The 16443-nt window shown below is 65.1% G+C and carries 14 protein-coding genes; 7 read left to right on the forward strand and 7 right to left on the reverse strand.

Annotation, left to right across the window (positions count from 1 at the left end):
* The first annotated feature begins 16 nt into the window (after positions 1-16).
* A complete protein-coding gene (locus FG93_RS08760; RefSeq protein WP_043233734.1) occupies positions 17-1150 on the forward strand; it encodes a DUF2336 domain-containing protein in 1134 nt (377 codons plus the stop codon).
* A 21-nt stretch (positions 1151-1171) separates the two neighbouring features.
* Here FG93_RS08760 and FG93_RS08765 read toward each other — a convergent pair whose 3' ends face one another.
* Genes FG93_RS08765 through FG93_RS08775 form a run of 3 tightly spaced genes read right to left on the reverse strand, consistent with a single transcriptional unit; the run spans position 1172 to position 3926 of the window.
* Positions 1172-1507: a DUF1491 family protein gene (locus FG93_RS08765; protein WP_043233736.1), complete on the reverse strand. Its 336-nt coding sequence runs from the start codon at positions 1505-1507 to the stop codon at positions 1172-1174.
* A gap of 24 nt (positions 1508-1531) precedes the next feature.
* Complete coding sequence (locus FG93_RS08770; protein WP_043233737.1) at positions 1532-2137, reverse strand: hypothetical protein; 606 nt, start codon at positions 2135-2137, stop codon at positions 1532-1534.
* Positions 2138-2150: 13 nt separating this feature from the next.
* A complete protein-coding gene (locus tag FG93_RS08775) occupies positions 2151-3926 on the reverse strand; it encodes an ATP-binding protein (protein WP_161783796.1) in 1776 nt (591 codons plus the stop codon).
* A gap of 375 nt (positions 3927-4301) precedes the next feature.
* Between FG93_RS08775 and FG93_RS08780 the strand changes: the two genes are divergently transcribed.
* A complete protein-coding gene (locus FG93_RS08780) occupies positions 4302-4577 on the forward strand; it encodes a hypothetical protein (protein WP_043233739.1) in 276 nt (91 codons plus the stop codon).
* 109 nt (positions 4578-4686) lie between these two features.
* On the forward strand, positions 4687-5112 hold the full coding sequence (locus FG93_RS08785) for a SufE family protein (protein ID WP_043233740.1): 426 nt from the start codon (positions 4687-4689) through the stop codon (positions 5110-5112).
* Between the two features lie 283 nt (positions 5113-5395).
* Here the strand turns inward: FG93_RS08785 and FG93_RS08790 are convergent, their stop codons facing one another.
* Complete coding sequence (locus tag FG93_RS08790; RefSeq protein WP_043233741.1) at positions 5396-5812, reverse strand: MucR family transcriptional regulator; 417 nt, start codon at positions 5810-5812, stop codon at positions 5396-5398.
* Positions 5813-6283: 471 nt separating this feature from the next.
* On the opposite strand from FG93_RS08790, the gene FG93_RS08795 reads away from it, so the two are divergent.
* Positions 6284-8410 (forward strand): S9 family peptidase, encoded by a 2127-nt coding sequence (locus FG93_RS08795; RefSeq protein ID WP_043233743.1) that lies wholly within the window; start codon positions 6284-6286, stop codon positions 8408-8410.
* Here the strand turns inward: FG93_RS08795 and FG93_RS08800 are convergent, their stop codons facing one another.
* Positions 8411-9781, reverse strand: a complete 1371-nt coding sequence (locus FG93_RS08800) for a hypothetical protein (RefSeq protein WP_152579364.1) — start codon at positions 9779-9781, stop codon at positions 8411-8413.
* A gap of 326 nt (positions 9782-10107) precedes the next feature.
* Between FG93_RS08800 and FG93_RS08805 the strand changes: the two genes are divergently transcribed.
* A complete protein-coding gene (locus FG93_RS08805; protein WP_043233746.1) occupies positions 10108-10707 on the forward strand; it encodes a superoxide dismutase in 600 nt (199 codons plus the stop codon).
* Positions 10708-10780: 73 nt separating this feature from the next.
* Here the strand turns inward: FG93_RS08805 and FG93_RS08810 are convergent, their stop codons facing one another.
* The gene (locus tag FG93_RS08810; RefSeq protein ID WP_052513527.1) at positions 10781-12442 is read right to left on the reverse strand and encodes a methyl-accepting chemotaxis protein; all 1662 of its coding nucleotides are present in this window, start codon (positions 12440-12442) and stop codon (positions 10781-10783) included.
* Positions 12443-12612: 170 nt separating this feature from the next.
* Positions 12613-13443: a ChbG/HpnK family deacetylase gene (locus tag FG93_RS08815; protein WP_043233748.1), complete on the reverse strand. Its 831-nt coding sequence runs from the start codon at positions 13441-13443 to the stop codon at positions 12613-12615.
* Positions 13444-13607: 164 nt separating this feature from the next.
* On the opposite strand from FG93_RS08815, the gene FG93_RS08820 reads away from it, so the two are divergent.
* Positions 13608-14642, forward strand: a complete 1035-nt coding sequence (locus tag FG93_RS08820) for a glycosyltransferase family 2 protein (protein ID WP_244448537.1) — start codon at positions 13608-13610, stop codon at positions 14640-14642.
* 157 nt (positions 14643-14799) lie between these two features.
* Positions 14800-16326: a murein biosynthesis integral membrane protein MurJ gene (murJ, locus tag FG93_RS08825; protein ID WP_043233785.1), complete on the forward strand. Its 1527-nt coding sequence runs from the start codon at positions 14800-14802 to the stop codon at positions 16324-16326.
* The last annotated feature ends 117 nt before the right edge of the window (positions 16327-16443 follow it).

Below are 16443 nucleotides of genomic sequence, written 5' to 3' on the forward strand. Positions count from 1 at the left end.
CCGACGAGTAGTCAGTATGCCGTCCCGAATTTCCGCCGACCTTGCGCAGCTCGCTCGTCTCGCGCGTGACGGCGGGCTCGATCTCAGCCAGGTTTCACTGCGCGTGAAAGCCGACCTGCTGATGTCGACGACGCAGCCCTCCAGCGAGGATCTGGAGGCGTTTCGCGAGATGGCGCTTGCCTTGATCCCCGTCATCGACGAGAGCACAGCCGTCACCCTGGCGCGCAAGCTTGCCGGGTGGCGCCATGCTCAAGCCGATGTCCTGCAGGCGCTCAAGGCACGCGGCGGGGATGTCCTGTCGACGCTGATGCGCCATGGCGGCCCGGTCTCGCCCTCCGAACTCGAGGACATTGCGGCGCATGGCGACGCAGCAGCGGCCATTGCCGTTGCGGAACGGGCCGACCTCCCTGCCAAGGCCAGCCTGATGCTGGCGAGCCGAGGCGAGCGGGCTCTCGATCTGGCGCTGCTTGCCAACCCGTCCGCCCCCCTGCCGCGGCCCGTGCTCGACCTCTTGCTCGACCGGGCGCGAGACGATGGCGCCTATGTGCCGGGCCTGCTCGTGCGGCGAGACATCAACAGCGCGGACCTTGTCCCTCTCTTCCTGCATGCCGGTGCCGAACGACGTCGCGCCACGATCGAATCGCTTTCGGCGCTGGACGCGATCAGCCCTTCGGAGAGACGCCCGGCACCTGCGGCGGAAACCTTCGCCGGCTGGCTCGCCACCGCCGAACAGGATCGCGAGGGCCTCTTCGGTGCGCTCTCCAGCCGACTGGGCACGGGGCGCCGCCTCGCCGAAGCGATGGCCCGCGATCGCTCGCGAGACCTGACGGCGCTCGCCCTCATCGCCGGCGGCGTCAGCGTCGAGGATGCGACGCGCCTGCTGATCCGGCTTGGGGATGATGCCGCCCATTCGGTGGAGCGCATCTTCGCCCTGGTGGCGCTGATGCGCTCGGTCACCCCGGGTGTGGCCTATCGGCTCGTCATGCAGATATCCGGCGAGAGCAAGGGTCTGCCCAGCCGCAAGGGCCAGCACCAGCCCCTGCTCGACCCGAGCGGAACGCCCGCCCGTTCCGGCGCCGCCAGGCCTGACAGTCGCTCCGTCCTGGACGAAGTCAGGCGCGGGCTGCGCGGCGGGCGCGAGTACAGCTGAGCGTTCGGACAGACGGCCCGATCAGCCTTCGGCGAGGGACAGTCTGGGATCGCCCTTCCGGTTTTCGATCTCGACCAGCCAGAGGTCCGGGTCGAAACGACGTTCGCGCTCAACCCGCTCCTCAACGCTCAACGGGTCGGAATCGAGGATAAGCTGGAAGCGGCGGACGCCACTCTCGTCCACCAGCGCCTGCGGCGCAGGGCCGTAGAGCGCGGCCGTGCCGTCAAGCCGGTCGAGTTTGACGAAAATCGCCCCCGCCTCGCTGGCGCCGCGACGGCGCAGGACGGCATCGAAGCCGTCGAGTGCCGCCTGCCGCAAATAGGCTGAGACCCAAAAATCGCTGGTGAGACGCGCCATCGTCGGAAGGGTACGCGATCCGCCTCAGTTTTCCACGGTGCGGCGCGGCGAAGCCGGCTTGGCCGAAGCCACGCCCCGGATATCCGCCGGTGGTCTCATGTCGACGCCGTTGATCAGATCGGCGATCGGATCACGGTCGCGCACCGGAGCCGGATTGCGCTGTGCTGCGGCCTGGGCCGGTGCAGCGGGAGCCGGGCGCGGGGCTGCATTGACGGATGCCGGCGGACGCGGCGCCGCTTCACGAGCCGCCTGCGTCAGGCCGCCCGGGCGCGACGGGGGCAACTGCGCCGGCTCGGACGGAGCGGATGCAGCCGGAGCGGGAGCGACAGCTGCTCCGGCAGGGGCCTGCTCTGTGCGCCGCTCGGCGTTACGCGATGACGGGGTGGCCGTCGCGGATTGCGACAGGATTGGCCGGGGGTGACGGGTCTTCTGAAACAGAAGCGCATTCATCAGGATGGCCGCTGCCGCGGCCGAGAACAGGGTCAGGATCAGGCTGCGGCCCGGGCGACGCAGGGTTGCACGCCAGATCCGCGTCAGGACGGACGCCTTGCGGCGAGCGGGCGGAGGGCGCCTCGCCGGTGCGGACAGGGTCGCGTTCGAGTGAGCGCGGGCTGCGAGTGTGACGGACATGGTCGGCTCTCGATCAGGCAGTCAGGCGATAGGGTTCTTTGGTTTCGAAGCCGCGGCGCGGCGCTCGGGCGAAGGTAACGATCTTTGCGGGCTCGCAGGCCTGGGCGACGCCGCCAACCGGCAACCTCACCGAGACGCGCGTCCCGACACCTGGAGCACTCTCCACCGTCAGGCGGCCGCCATGCAGGCCGACGAGGCCGCGCACCACCGACAAGCCGAGGCCGGTGCCCTCATAGGCACGGTCATAGGAGCCCTTGGCCTGGAAGAAGGGGTCGCCCAACCGCGGCAGATCGGCGGCCGCGATGCCGATGCCGGTATCGGACACGGAAAGATCGAGCATGTCGCCGTCACGAACCACGGCGAGCGTGACCCGGCCGCCGGCCGGCGTGAACTTGATCGCATTCGAGAGCAGATTCAGCAGGACCTGCTTCAGCGCACGACGGTCGCCACGGAGCAGCGGCAGATCGGGGCCGACGACGCGCTCCAGGGCAACCTTTTCCGCCTCGGCGCGCAGCGCCATCAGCCTGCAGCCATCCTGGGCAAGCTCCGCGAGGTCGAGCGGCTCCTGCTCGATCGCCATGGCTCCGCTCTCGATCTTGGAGACATCGAGCAAGGTATTGACGACATCGAGGAGGTGATGGCCGGAAGCATGGATGATATTGGCGTATTCAAGACGCTTGCCGGCATCGAGCAGGCCGTAAGTGTCGGTTCCCAGCATTTCCGAGAAGCCGATGATCGCGTTCAGAGGCGTGCGCAGCTCATGGCTCACCGTGGCGAGAAACTGTCCCTTTTCGTCGCTCGCCCGGACGGCCTCCGCATGGCCGCGCGCCCGCTCCTCGTCGAGCGCGCGACGCGCGGTGACGTCGCGCATGACGCAGACGACCGCTGCCCCGTCCCGCGGTCCGGCATTCGCGACGCGATGCGCCTGCATTTCGAGCCAGAGGGCAACCGGAGAGGACGGCATTCCCGCCTCGTCCTGGCGCGGCAAGAACAGCGTGCGGAAGCAGGCGCTCGCCACCCCATCTCCGTGGGCGGCATCGCTGAGCGCCTTGAGGAAGAGAGGACGGTCGGCGACATGGACGCGCTCAAGCAGTCCTCGTCCGATCAACTCGCGCGGTTCTGCGCCGGTCAGGGAGGCCGAAGCCGCGTTGGCAAAGACGACGGCGCCGGTCGCATCATGCCAGGTCACGAGATCTCCGACATGGTCGAGCAAGAGCTGCGCACGTGCACCGCAGGCACGGTGCTCGCGCATCTCGTCGTCGCGCCGCCACAGAAAGCCGAAGGCAACCGCCGCGACATGCAGGATTGCGGCAGCAGCCAATAGCGGCATGGCAGCGGAGACCCAGGGAGCCGGCTCCGCAGACAGGCCGAGCGTGTGCACGATCGCGACCGAACCCAGGGCGCCGACAGCGATGGCGCCGGCGCGCGCAACATAAGCCCGCGAACCGAAGAACATTGCCTCTGCCGGAATGGCGGCGAGCCACAGCAGGAGCGGCGATGCGATCCCGCCGGTCATGCCCGAAAGCGCGACGACCAGAAGCGCCAGCGCGGCGGCGGAAATGCAATGCGCGAGCTCGAGCCGCCCGCTGCGCGAGAGAATGAAAACAGCCAGCAGCGGGAGCGTCACCGCGATCAGCACGAGCAGTTCAAGCACGCCCATCGTACCCCGCCAGGCGAGATAGGCCGGAGCCAGGCTCAGGGCCACCGCGCCGAGCGCCAGCCGCGTCAGCATGAAGCGCTCGTGGCGGATGCGCTCAACGGAATTCGGCAGCACAGATGGGTGAACCATCGCTGCTACCTGGGTCCTGATCGCCGTCATCGTGATGGGAAAACGCAACGCTCACCTCGGCAGGCCGACTTGCCTGTAACATCCCGATCCTTGCCGACCCGGGTTTAAGCGGGGTTTAAGGCGATCGCGGACCGAACTCGCCGGGCCGGTTCTTTGCGGAGAAATTCAACAAATAATACAGATAGTTAGAGAGATTTCGCCAACGAATTCCATTCATTTCGATGTTCGCAGCAGGGTGAACGGAAGCTGAAGATAGAGCATCACCTTCGATTCAAATGCGATGCTTACAAATGACGCGATCTTTTGAGATCCCGATCTAGGATGTCTTCGGGTTCAGGGACGCGCCGGTGTTGCCGGCAACCGGGGAAACGAGCGATGGCCTATCTTCTGCGCAGTCTGGCGGTGATCGGGGTCATCGCCCTCAATTCACCCGTCCATGGCGGCAAAGCCGAAGATGGCGCCGCCGCCGAAACCCTGCGCAACGCGGCGAAGGTCGCGAGCCAGGTCGATGTCAGGGCGGTGGCGAATGGTGCGATGGCTGCCCGCGAGGCCGCCGAAATCCTGGCCGGCCTCGATCCGGAAACGCGCTCCCGGTTCCTGGCGCTCACGCTCAGCGCAGCAAACCAGAAGCCTCAGGCCACTACCCGCTAGCGAACTTCCACCTATATCTTGAAGGGCGAGCGCTTGACGGGGAGCGCCTGTCAGCGGAAGACGCTCGCCATGCCGCCCTGCCTATGGCGCGGCTCCAAGCGGACAGGACATGAGCGCAAGCCTCGACGAGATCATTGCCAATTTCGAGCTGCTCGAAGAGTGGGACGACCGCTACCGATATCTGATCGAACTCGGCCGCGACCTCGCCCCGTTGCCGGAAGAAGCGCATAACGATGACAACAAAGTGCGCGGCTGCGCCAGCCAGGTCTGGCTCGCGGCACACCGGGAAGGCGGCCCGGGAGCGGGCACGCGTCTGCATTTCCTGGGGGACAGCGATGCCCATATCGTGCGTGGCCTCGTTGCCCTGGCGCTCGCGATCTATTCGGGCCGCACCGCCCAGGAAATCATCGCGACGGATGCATTCGCGATCTACCAATCCCTCGGGCTTGCAGCCCATCTGACACCGCAGCGCTCCAACGGCGTGCGTGCGATGATCGAGCGCATCAAGACGGATGCCCACAAGGCAGCCGCATAAAGCTGCTCAGGACCGGATGGGTCGGGCGCGATGAGCGGTCGCGCATCGTCGGCGCGCCGTCCGTACTTTTCCGCCTCTGCTTCTTCCTCGTCTTGCCTCGCTGCGGGGAATGTCAGTGCCGTCTTAAGACGCCAGAGACCGATGGAGCGAGGCACAGCCCGATCCCGACCGAGCGCGCCGGCCGGAGCGCCATGAAAAAGGCCGCCGGGAACCCGGCGGCCAGACAAACTGTATGGTCGCAAGCGTTGCTCGCATTGGCAACGCCCTCCCCTGCGGCAAGCGATCAGCGGCGCTTGCGGCGCTGCTGACCCAGGCCCATCTTCTTCGCCAGCTGCGAGCGCGCCTCGGCGTAGTTGGGGGCCACCATCGGATAGTCGGGCGGCAGGCCCCACTTTTCGCGATACTGCTCGGGCGACATATTGTACTGCGTACGAAGATGACGCTTCAGCGACTTGAACTTCTTCCCGTCCTCAAGGCAGATCAGATAGTCGGCCGTGATGGATTTCTTGACCGGAATGGCCGGCTTGGGTGCCTCCGCAGGCACAACCGGCGCAACACCACCAACAACGCGGCTCAGGGCGGCATGCACATCGCTGATCAAAGCGGGCAGTTCGGACGTAGGAACAGAATTGTTCGACACATAAGCGGACACGATGTCCGCGGTCAGCTCGATGAAATCCGAGCCGTCGTTGTCGGTCATGGCGAAAATACTCCTTATGTGTTCTTGGACAAAAAAATCGTCGGATCGTCTTGACCGTCCCGCGACTGAAGCCTTCGTTTGTCCAGCCAAGCAGCTGGTCAAGAGCTGTCCGAGCCAGAATCACAAAAAGCGAGACGACGAGGAAGCGGTTTAATGCATAGAAAACACTCTCGCAAGACAATAATCGAGAGCATGAATACATTCAAACGTCCGACTTACTGCGCCCGCGGACATTGTTCGTAGCTGCCGTATTGTGTCGCGGCCATGATCATGCGCGGTCTGGTTGTCTTGGTCGCGCCACACACCGGCTCTACCTGTTCATTGCGCGCGCGAAGTACCCAAATGTCCTATGCCTCGGGGGATTTGAACTCCGAACCTTCGCGAACATCGCAACAAACGACGTTGACTACGCAACGATACCCACATCGCCCTCAATCCTTAACGCCATCTTAAGACAGCGCGAGCCGTACCGTGACCAAACGCCTCCCCTTGCCTCCCCGTGCCGAGAAGCGGCCGGAGACCCGTACCGTTCACGGAGTTGCGCTGAGCGACGCCTATGGCTGGCTGAGGGCCGAGAACTGGAAGGATGTTCTCCGGGACCCCGGCAAACTGCCGGCGGATATTCGCGCCTATCTTGAAGCTGAGAATGCCCATTGCACAGCATTGATGGCACCGACGCGTGCTCTGCAGCGTGATCTCGTCAAGGAAATGCGCGGCCGGATCAAGGAAGACGATGCGGGTGTCCCGCAGCCGGACGGAGCCTTCCTCTATTATTCGCGCTATCGGCGCGGCGGCGAACATCCGCTGATCTGCCGCAAGCCACGCATCAGGTCCGGGAATGGCGAAGCGCGCGAACAGCTCCTGCTCGATGCCGACGCTCTGGCGAAGGGCAGCGATTTCTTCGAACTCGGTGACGCCGCCCACAGCCCCGATCACAGCTTGCTCGCCTGGAGTGCGGACGAGGCTGGCTCGGAACTCCATGACATCAGGGTCCGCGACCTTGCCACCGGCGCAGATCTGGGCGACCGGATCACGGATACCACCGGCGACATCGTCTGGGCGCCCGATTCACGCTCCTTTGCCTATGTCCGTCTCGATGCCGATCACCGCCCGTCGCAGGTCTTCCGTCATCGACTTGGCACCGGGATGAACGAGGACGAACTCCTGCATGACGAGCAGGACGCAGGCATGTTCGTCGATATCGACGAGACCCAGTCCGGCCGCTTCCTGCTGATCTCGATCAGCGATCATGAAACCTCGGAGACCCGCTTCGTCGATCTTGCCGCACCTCAGGCAGCGCCAGTCCTGATCGCGCCGCGCGAGACGGGTCGTCAGTACGGCGTCGAGCATCACGGCGATGAATTCCTGATCCTGACCAATGCGGATGCCGAGGACTTCAGGATCGTCTCGGCGCCGCTGGAAGCCCCGTCGCCGGAGAACTGGCGGGACCTGATACCGCACCGATCCGGTCGCCTGATCCTCAGTCATGTCTGCTTCAAGGGCCGGCTCATCCGGCTTGAACGCGAGGATGGCCTGCCGCGCATCGTCATCCGGGACCTCGCCAGCGGCGCCGAGAGCAGCATCTCCTTCGAGGAAGAGGCCTATGGTCTCGGCCTCGACGCCGGCTATGAATTCGAAACCGACACGCTGCGCTTCATCTATGCCTCGATGGCGCGACCTGCCGAAACCTACGACTACAACATGACGACCGGCGAGCGGACGCTGCTGAAGCGCCAGGAGGTTCCGTCCGGCCATGACCCAGCGGCCTATCGAGTGCGACGCGTCTTCGCTACGGCGGGGGATGGAGCCAGGATACCCGTCTCCCTTCTGCACAGGGCCGACCTTGCCCTCGATGGCTCTGCGCCCTGCCTGCTCTATGGCTATGGCTCCTACGGCGCGGCCATGTCAGCCTCGTTCCGGACCAATCCGCTCAGCCTGGTCGATCGCGGCTTCGTCTATGCCATCGCCCATATCCGCGGCGGCACCGACAAGGGCTGGCGCTGGTATCTCGACGGCAAGCGCGAGAAGAAGACCAATACCTTTACGGATTTCATTGCGGCAGCCGAGATGCTCGCCGATACGGGCTTTACCGCGCGTGGCCGCATCGTGGCCCAGGGCGGCAGCGCCGGCGGCATGCTGATGGGCGCAATCGCAAACATGGCCCCGGAGCTGTTCGCCGGCATCATCGCCGAGGTCCCCTTCGTCGATGTGCTCAACACGATCCTTGACGATACGCTGCCGCTCACACCGCCGGAATGGCCGGAATGGGGGAACCCGATCCGGGACGTCGAAGCCTTTCACATGATCAAGAGCTATTCGCCCTATGACAATGTCAGGGCGCAGGCTTACCCGCCTCTCCTCGCCATGGGCGGGCTCACCGACCCGCGCGTAACCTATTGGGAACCGGCTAAATGGGTCGCGCAACTGCGCGCGACCATGACCGGCGGCGGGCCGGTCCTGCTCCACACCAATATGGAGGCCGGCCATGGCGGCTCGGCCGGTCGCTTCGACTCGCTGAAGGAGGTGGCGCTGGCCTACGCCTTCGCCATCCACACGATCCGCGCGGGATGGCCGGAGCAATCAGCCGCGAAGCGCTGATCAACCGCCAAGCCTGCTCTTCTCGCTGGCGAGATAGGTCTTGAGCTCGTCCATCGAGGCGAATTTGTATTCGCCATCGGGCGTACGAGCCTGGATCGAGCCGTCGGCATACATGGTGAAATGCGTGTCACCGACCTGATAAGCTCCGACGACGCCTTCGTCGGAGGTCGCCGGGCGGGGAGGCTCCGGAACCGCTTCCGTCTCATCGCCGGAGACTGCCTCTTCGGCTTCATCCAATGGCTCGTTCGCCGCCTCGGCCTCCTCGAATACCGGCTCGACCCGAGCCTCCGTTTCGGCCGTTTCCGGTTGAACCTCCGGTGAATCCGAACTCTCGACGTCCGGCTCCAGCCGTGGCGCTCCGCTGGTCAGCGGCGGCCAGCGCGGGATCGTGGGCTCATCTGCCACTTGCTCGGGCTCGCCAAAAGGCGGCTCACGCCGTCCGAAGGCCGGCGCCATCCAGGCGGCGGCGTCGTCGATCTCGCGATCGCGCTGATCGAACGAGGTTTCTCCCACCGGCAGGTCGGGTTCAGGTTCAAGCTCGGGCTGGGATTCCGGACGCTGCGGGCCGAACGAGAGATGCTGGCGCAAGGCGCCGAAATCATCGGCCTCCACGGGCGCGCGCTCGGACTCGTCCCCGCCCGGCCTATCGACCTGCGGCCACCAGGTCGGCGATTGAGGCGACGTTGACCGCTGCTCCTCGTCGCTCGCTGCAGCGTCCGTGTCGGCGTCCTCTTCTTCTCTGGCGGCTTCGCCCTCATGCTGAGTCGCGAAGGACGCCGCGACCGCCGGGGTAACAGCGTCGGGCGCAAGCTCAGGCACCACCGCTTCCGGCTCACGCGGCTCATGCACCTCAGCCGTAGGGACATCTGCCCTGTCCTTCTCACCAGCGCCCGGATGCGGCTCGACGGGCGGTTCCGAGGGGATGGTAATCTCATCGAAGAGATCGTTGATCACGGGTTCTGGCACCTCCTCGACCGCAGCCGGAGCGTCCTCAGCGCCTCCGCGCATGGAAGCTGCCAGGGCTCCGCCGGCGGCGACGAGCCCGGCGCCTGCTGCCACGGTGCCGAGGCCCGGAAGGGCCGACTGGGCTTCGCCAGGGGTGGTCCGCAGGTCTTCGCCCATCCCCACGGAAGCACGTGCCGCTTCACCGGCGGAAAGCCCGGCCGCACCGACAATCGCCGCCTTGACCCGACGCAATTCCACCAGGACCCGCGACAGCGCGAGCAGGATGATGCCGGCAGTTACAGCCACGCTCCCGACGATGACCTGGGTGAAGCCGCGCTCGAGCAGGAGGTAGGGCCAGCCATCGACGATGGCAGCAACGCCACCGGCAAAGAACCCCAGGCCCAACAGGACGAAGATCGTTATCAACGCAGCACCCTCAGTATCCACCGGAGGCGGGCGGTTTCATCGCCTCTCCGATCATCTTCTAACGTATTGAATAAGAGACAGTTTCACAATTCGCACCGAACTGTGCCTGCGAATGGCCTGTTCATTGTGCTCCGCGCCGCATGTTCCGGGCCATTTGCTCCGACGCAATATCATGGCCCACGGCGCTTCCAGCCGGTTGCCGGCTGGAAGCAGGAGGCTTAACTATCGCGTGGAATGGCGGCTGTTCCGCCGGGCTGGCAAGTCCCAAGCCGTTCATGACGAAGCCATTCTCAGCAGTGTGATTTGACAGCCTAAGGAGAGGCCAAATGACCTTTACCCTTCCCGATCTGCCCTACGCCCATGACGCGCTCCAGCCGTTCATGTCGCGGGAGACGCTGGAATATCACCACGACAAGCACCATCAAGCCTACGTCACCAACGGCAACAACGCGATCAAAGGCACCGAATTCGAGGGCAAATCGCTCGAAGAGATCGTCAAGGGCTCCTACGGCAAGAACCCGGCTGTCTTCAACAATGCCGGCCAGCACTACAACCACCTCCATTTCTGGAAGTGGATGAAGCCCAATGGCGGCGGCAAGCTGCCGGGCGCGCTGGAGAAAGCCGTCATCGATTCGTTCGGCTCCGTCGACAAGTTCAAGGAGGACTTCGTTGCGGCCGGCGTTGGCCAGTTCGGCTCCGGCTGGGCCTGGCTCGAGATCAAGGGCGGCAAGCTCGCGATCAGCAAGACCCCGAACGGCGAAAGCCCGCTGGTTCATGGCGGCACGCCGATCCTCGGCGTCGATGTCTGGGAGCACTCCTACTACATCGACTATCGCAACCGCCGTCCCGACTATCTCAAGGCCTTCCTCGAGAGCCTGGTGAACTGGGACTATGTTGCCGAGCTGTACGACGGCGCCAAGGCCTGACGGCAGCGCAGCCGAGACGATGTGCGACGGGGCCTTTTCGGGCCCCGTTTTGCATTCTTGGCTGGGGTGGCGGTCAAGCCGCCACGCTGTGCAGGAACTGGTCGACCGTCGCGCGCAGCCGCAATGCCTGGGCCGCGACCTCGCCAGCGGCATCCCGAACCTGCTCCGCGGATTGTCCCGTCTCCTCAACGCTGTCGGCGAGCACACTGAGATCGCTCGACACCGACAGCGCCGATGAACTCGCCATCGCGACGCCGCTGGCAATCTCGCCGGTCGCGATCGCCTGCTGCTCAATCGAGGTTGCCACCGCGTTCGTGAAATTCTCGATCGCCCCCATTCGGTTGGCGATGTTCAAGATGGCGCCAACGACCTCACCGGTTGCTCCCTGGATGGCGCCGACCTGGGTAACGATGCGATCGGTTGCATCCGCGGTCTGTGCCGCGAGGCTCTTCACCTCCGAGGCAACGACCGCGAAGCCGCGCCCGGCCTCGCCGGCGCGCGCAGCCTCGATCGTCGCGTTGAGCGCCAGCAGGTTGGTCTGCGCCGCGATGTCACGAATCAGGTTCACCACCTCGCCGATCGCGCGAGCCGTTTCATCGAGCGCTTGCACGGACCCTGCAGTGTCGCGCGAGGCCGAGGCTGCCTCGACGATCTCGGTGCGGACATGCCGGATCTGAAACTCGACCTCGCGGATGGCCGCGCCCATCTCTTCGGCCGCCTGTGCGGCGTTCTCGACATTGGCCGAAGCCCCGTGTGAATTCTGGGCGGCGCGGGCGGCGCGTCCCGACGACTCTGCCGCAACACGCGCCAGACCATCCGACGCTTCGCTCATCCGTTCGGCGTTGTTCTTGAAAGCCTCCAGCGCGGCGCCAACCTCGCCCCGGAACAGGGCAATCGATTCATCGACCCGGCGCTGCTGGTAGCGACGTTCGGCCTCGGTGACGTGCTGCGCCTCCTGGAGAGCCGCGCGCTCTCCCAACCGGACCTTGAGCACGCTGAGTGCCTGCGCGATCGCGCCAATCTCGTCGCGTCTGTCGGCTGCATCAATCGGTGTGTCGAGCTTACCGTCGGAAATGCTGACGATGGCCTGGGTCATGCTCTTCAGGGGCCGCATCGTGCGGGACAAGGAAACCCAGAGAAGCGGCCCAAGAATGAGCAGGATCAGGACGCCGATGCCAATCGTGACGAACTGCTCGAAGAATGCGCGCGCATTGAGGCGCGTCTTGTCGAACCGGACTGCGACATAACCGACCTGCTTCTGGTTCGGCCCAATCCGCACCGAACGAAGCTGGACGAGGTAGACCTTGTCCTCGAGCTGGAGAGTATCGCGCTCCTTCAAGGCGTCCCACGGCTCGCGCCCAAGTGCCGCCGCCAATGAACGCGGGGTGAGCGAAAGCCTGCTCTCGGTCGACTCGCCGGCGCTCGCCAGAGCAACGATGTCATCGGCCACGAAGCCCGCATTGAAATCGGGATCCTGGCGCAGGGATTCGAGGATGTAGCCCAGTGTCGTGGTGTCACGGGAGAGGATCAGCGCCGGAGCGGCATTCGTGACCATGCTGGTCAGCGCGGCGATCTTGTGCTCGAGATCGTCGCGGGTCTGGGCCTGATTATAGCGTGACGCCACGATCACGAGGATGAGGATGGCTGCGGCGACAATGGCAACCGCCGCTCCCGCGATCCTGCTGCCGAGCGAGAGCGAACTGCGTGTTCCAGGCGAGCGCTTCGATGCAACCATCGCGATCGCCCCAGATCGCTTCAACCATGCCATAGCGCCGAGATCTCCGCCGGAGGCTGCAAGGGTAGGATCCGAACGGACCGGTGCTTACAAACTGAGCGATCACGGTAAATTTTCGATTGCGTAGGGTCAGCTTCCCGGCAAAGTTTTTAGCCGGCGCCGGCCTGCGATCAAAACAGCTCCGAGAATCGCGCGATTCTGAACCCCGGCGGAGGCACGAACGCGGCCAGGGCGGCATGTTCAAGGGCGCGCGTGGCGATCACCGGATCGAGCGTCGCCAATTCGTCGTCGATATGTCCGGGATGGCACATCACGAGATGCGCCGCCCCCGGCGCGATCAGGAAATGGCGCAGATCCGCACCGAAGTCGCGTTCGGGGTCGAATGGCGACACGCCGGAGAACCCCCGGTTGACCGGGATTCCACGCCGCAAGGCCTGCGAGCGCAGGCCCAGCGCCAGGCCGGCGATCACCAGCGCCTTGCCCACCGCCACGCCGCGCTGGCGGATCGCGCGGGCAGAGTCGGCCGGATCGCGCAAATAGACGGTCCCTTCCGGGTAGCGGCGCTGGATCGCCCGCAGCACCGCCCTGCGAACGCCGGGCAGCACATGGACGTGCTGATGGCCGTCGACGAAATCCGGGGCGCGGCCAAGCGCGTCCTCGAAGGCTCCGAGCTGGCGACCGATCTCGCCCGCAATCTCGGCGCGGGCTGCGGCCGATGTCGCCGCCGCCCGCGCGAGGTCGCCGAGCCGGGGAAGCATGCCGGATGGCGCGACCCTCTGCATCGCCCCGAGCGGGGCAGCACAGGTCAGATTGAGATGCAGCCCAAGATCAGCTCTGCCGGAAAAGCTGCCAAGCTCGGCGGCGAGGCGCTTCCAATGCGGCCTGTTCGTCATGGCGCCCGTCGCCGAGAGCTTTCCGAGCGCAAGCAACTCCAGGATCGAACGGCTGACGCCTTCGGTCATGGCGAAATCATCGGCACAAAGAACGAAACGGATCGTCATCGATTTCGTTGTCCAGGGTTCATCGGCGATGGTGTAAGGGGGCCCGTCGCAGGACTTGTGAGCACAACAGCTTTACGGTTCTGTGCCCATCGCGTCACCCGTGTCGAGCCCGGCTTCGCCGGAAGGCGGGGCCGGCCCGTCCTGGCCGGATCAAGAGGTCAGTCGTGTCGGAAACATCGCCCGCTCCCAACCTCGCCGTGCAGCGCTCCGCGCCTGCCCGGCCGGAGCTCTCAATCGTCGTCCCCGTGCATAACGAGGCCGATAATCTGCCGCTTCTCGTCGAGCGCCTGAAGTCCGTGCTGACAGGCGTGGTTTCGTCCTGGGAAATGATCTGCATCGATGATGGCAGCCGCGACGGCTCCCTCTCCGTGCTGCGCCTGCTGAACGCCAGCGATCCGCGCATCAATGCCGTGTCGTTCAGCCGCAATTTCGGCAAGGAGATCGCCATCGCGGCCGGGCTCGACCATGCCTCGGGCGATGCGGTCGTGATCATGGATGCCGATCTGCAGCACCCGCCGGAAACGATCCTGACCTTCCTCGCCAAGTGGCGCGAAGGATATCTCAACATCTACGGCCAACGCGCCGACCGCTCCGGCGAGAGCCGGTTGAAACGCGGCTTCGCCAAGGCCTTTTATCGGGTCTTCGCCAGTTTCGGCGAGACGGAATTGCCGGAAGGCGCGGGCGATTTCCGCCTGCTCGACCGCCGTGTCGTCGACGCACTGCGCGCCTTGCCGGAGCGGGCACGGTTTTCCAAGGGCCTCTATGCCTGGGTCGGTTTTCCCTCGACCGGCGTGGCCTTCGAAGTCGCCGAGCGCCAGCATGGCGTCACCAAGTTCAGCTTCCGCAAGCTGTTCAGCTTCGCCTTCGACGGGTTGTCCTCCTTCTCGACCGTGCCGCTCAAGATCGCGACATGGACGGGGGTGATCATCGCCCTGATCTCGACCTTCAGCGCATTGTTCTTCCTGTTGCGGACGTTGCTATACGGCACCGACCTGCCCGGCTTCCCTTCGCTGATCGTGTCGATCATGTTCTTCTCCGGCATCCAGCTGATTTCACTCGGCCTGATCGGCGAGTATGTCGGACGCATTTTTGCGGAAGTGAAGCGCCGGCCGCTCTACCTGATCGGCGAGCGGGTCGGGTTCAACGCACGCACGGTCGATCATCCGCGTGGCGACGCATTGCCGCCATTGATCCGCTAAGAATGGTGCAGACGATTCGGCTTGTTCCGGCGCAGGCGAGCGCGCCTTGGGGGCAAGAGCGCCTTGGGGCAAGAGCGCTTTGGGGCAAGAGCGAGGCCTGGAGTTCGAGCATGACGCCGTCCGCACGCCGGAAACCAGTTTTCGGCATCATGCGCTGATGTTCAGGAAGATCCTGTCCGTTGGCGGCTTCACGCTGCTCTCCCGCCTCAGCGGTTTCCTACGCGACATCGCTCTCGCTGCCGTGCTCGGCGCCGGCGCGATGATGGATGCCTTTTCGGTCGCGTTGCGGCTGCCCAATCATTTCCGCGCGATCTTCGGCGAAGGCGCCTTCAACCAGGCGTATATTCCGGCCTATGCCCGCATCAGGCAGCAGATGGGAGAAGCCGCAGCGGCGCTCTTTGCCAACCGCGTCTTCACGCTGAACCTGATCGTGCAGGTTGTGCTGCTCGCACTCGCCCTCCCCCTGATGCCCGAGGTCGTACGTCTGCTCGCGCCCGGCTTTGCCAACGATCCCCAGCGTTTCGAGCTTGCGGTCGCGCTGACGCGGATCACCTTCCCCTATCTGCTCTTCATCACGCTGGTGACGCTGCTCGCAGCGAATCTGAACGCCGTCGACCGTTTCGCCGCGGCAGCCGCAGCGCCGATCCTGCTCAATATCTGCCTGATCGCAGCGCTGTTCATCGCCTTCCTGTTTCCGAGCGCAGCCTATGCCGCCGCCTGGGGTGTTGCCGTCGCGGGCTTGCTCGAATGGCTGCTGCTGGTGCTCGCGGCCCGGCAGGCGGGCGTTTCGGCGGCGCTGACGCGCCCGCGCGTCGACGCCGACGTGAAGAGCTTTCTGAAGGCGTTCGGCCCGGCCGTGATCGGCTCCGCCGGCGTGCAGATCGCGCTCTTCGCCGACACGATCATCGCCTCGCTGCTGCCGCGCGGCGCCTATGCCTCGCTCTACTATGCCGAACGGCTCTACCAGCTCCCGATCGGCGTGATCGCGATCGGGGTGGGTACGGTGCTGCTGCCGACCATGAGCCGCCTGATCGCGACGGGCGATATCCATGGCGCGAACAAGGCGCAAAACCGCGCTGTGGCTCTGACGCTGGTGATGGCGGCCCCGTTCGCCGCCGCCTTTCTCGCCATCCCGGAGCTGATCGTCTCGGCCCTGTTCGAACGCGGTCGTTTCGATGCGGCAGCAAGCCAGGCGGCGGGCGCGGTGCTGTTTGCCTATGCTCTCGGACTTCCGGCCATCGTGCTGATCCGTTCTCAGGTCTCCGCCTTCCAGGCCCGCGGCGACACCACGACGCCAATGCTGGTTTCGCTCGCTGCCATCGCCGCCAATGTCGCGCTCAAGCTGGTGCTCTGGCGCGATTTCGGCGCGCCAGGGCTTGCGCTGGCGACGGCAACCGGCGCCTGGATCAATGTCGGCGCCTTGTTCGTTCTGGCGCTGCGGCGCGGCTGGACGAAACCGGATCGGCAGCTTCCGGGGTTGATCGTCATCACCCTTGCAGGTGGCGTGATTGCCGGGCTGGTCGCGCGCGTGCTCGCGCCCGGGTTCCTTGCTGCGCTCGCGCATGTCCCGGTCGAGCCGCGATTTCTGGCGCTCACCGCGATCGGGCTCGTGGCCGCGAGCCTTTATCTCGTGATCGTGGCGGGCGGACTGAAGGCGGCAGGCCTGTTCCGGCTCCTGCGCTAAGGCTTGTGGGGGATCATCGTGAATTGATGACGGCTGCTGCGAGGTAGATCATGGCTTTGAAGCTCTGGTCGGTTTTCTCCGCCCGCATGGCGATGCGTTTGAACTCCTTGAGCTTGC

Source organism: Allobosea sp. LC85 (assembly GCF_000735605.1).
Lineage (GTDB): Bacteria > Pseudomonadota > Alphaproteobacteria > Rhizobiales > Beijerinckiaceae > Allobosea.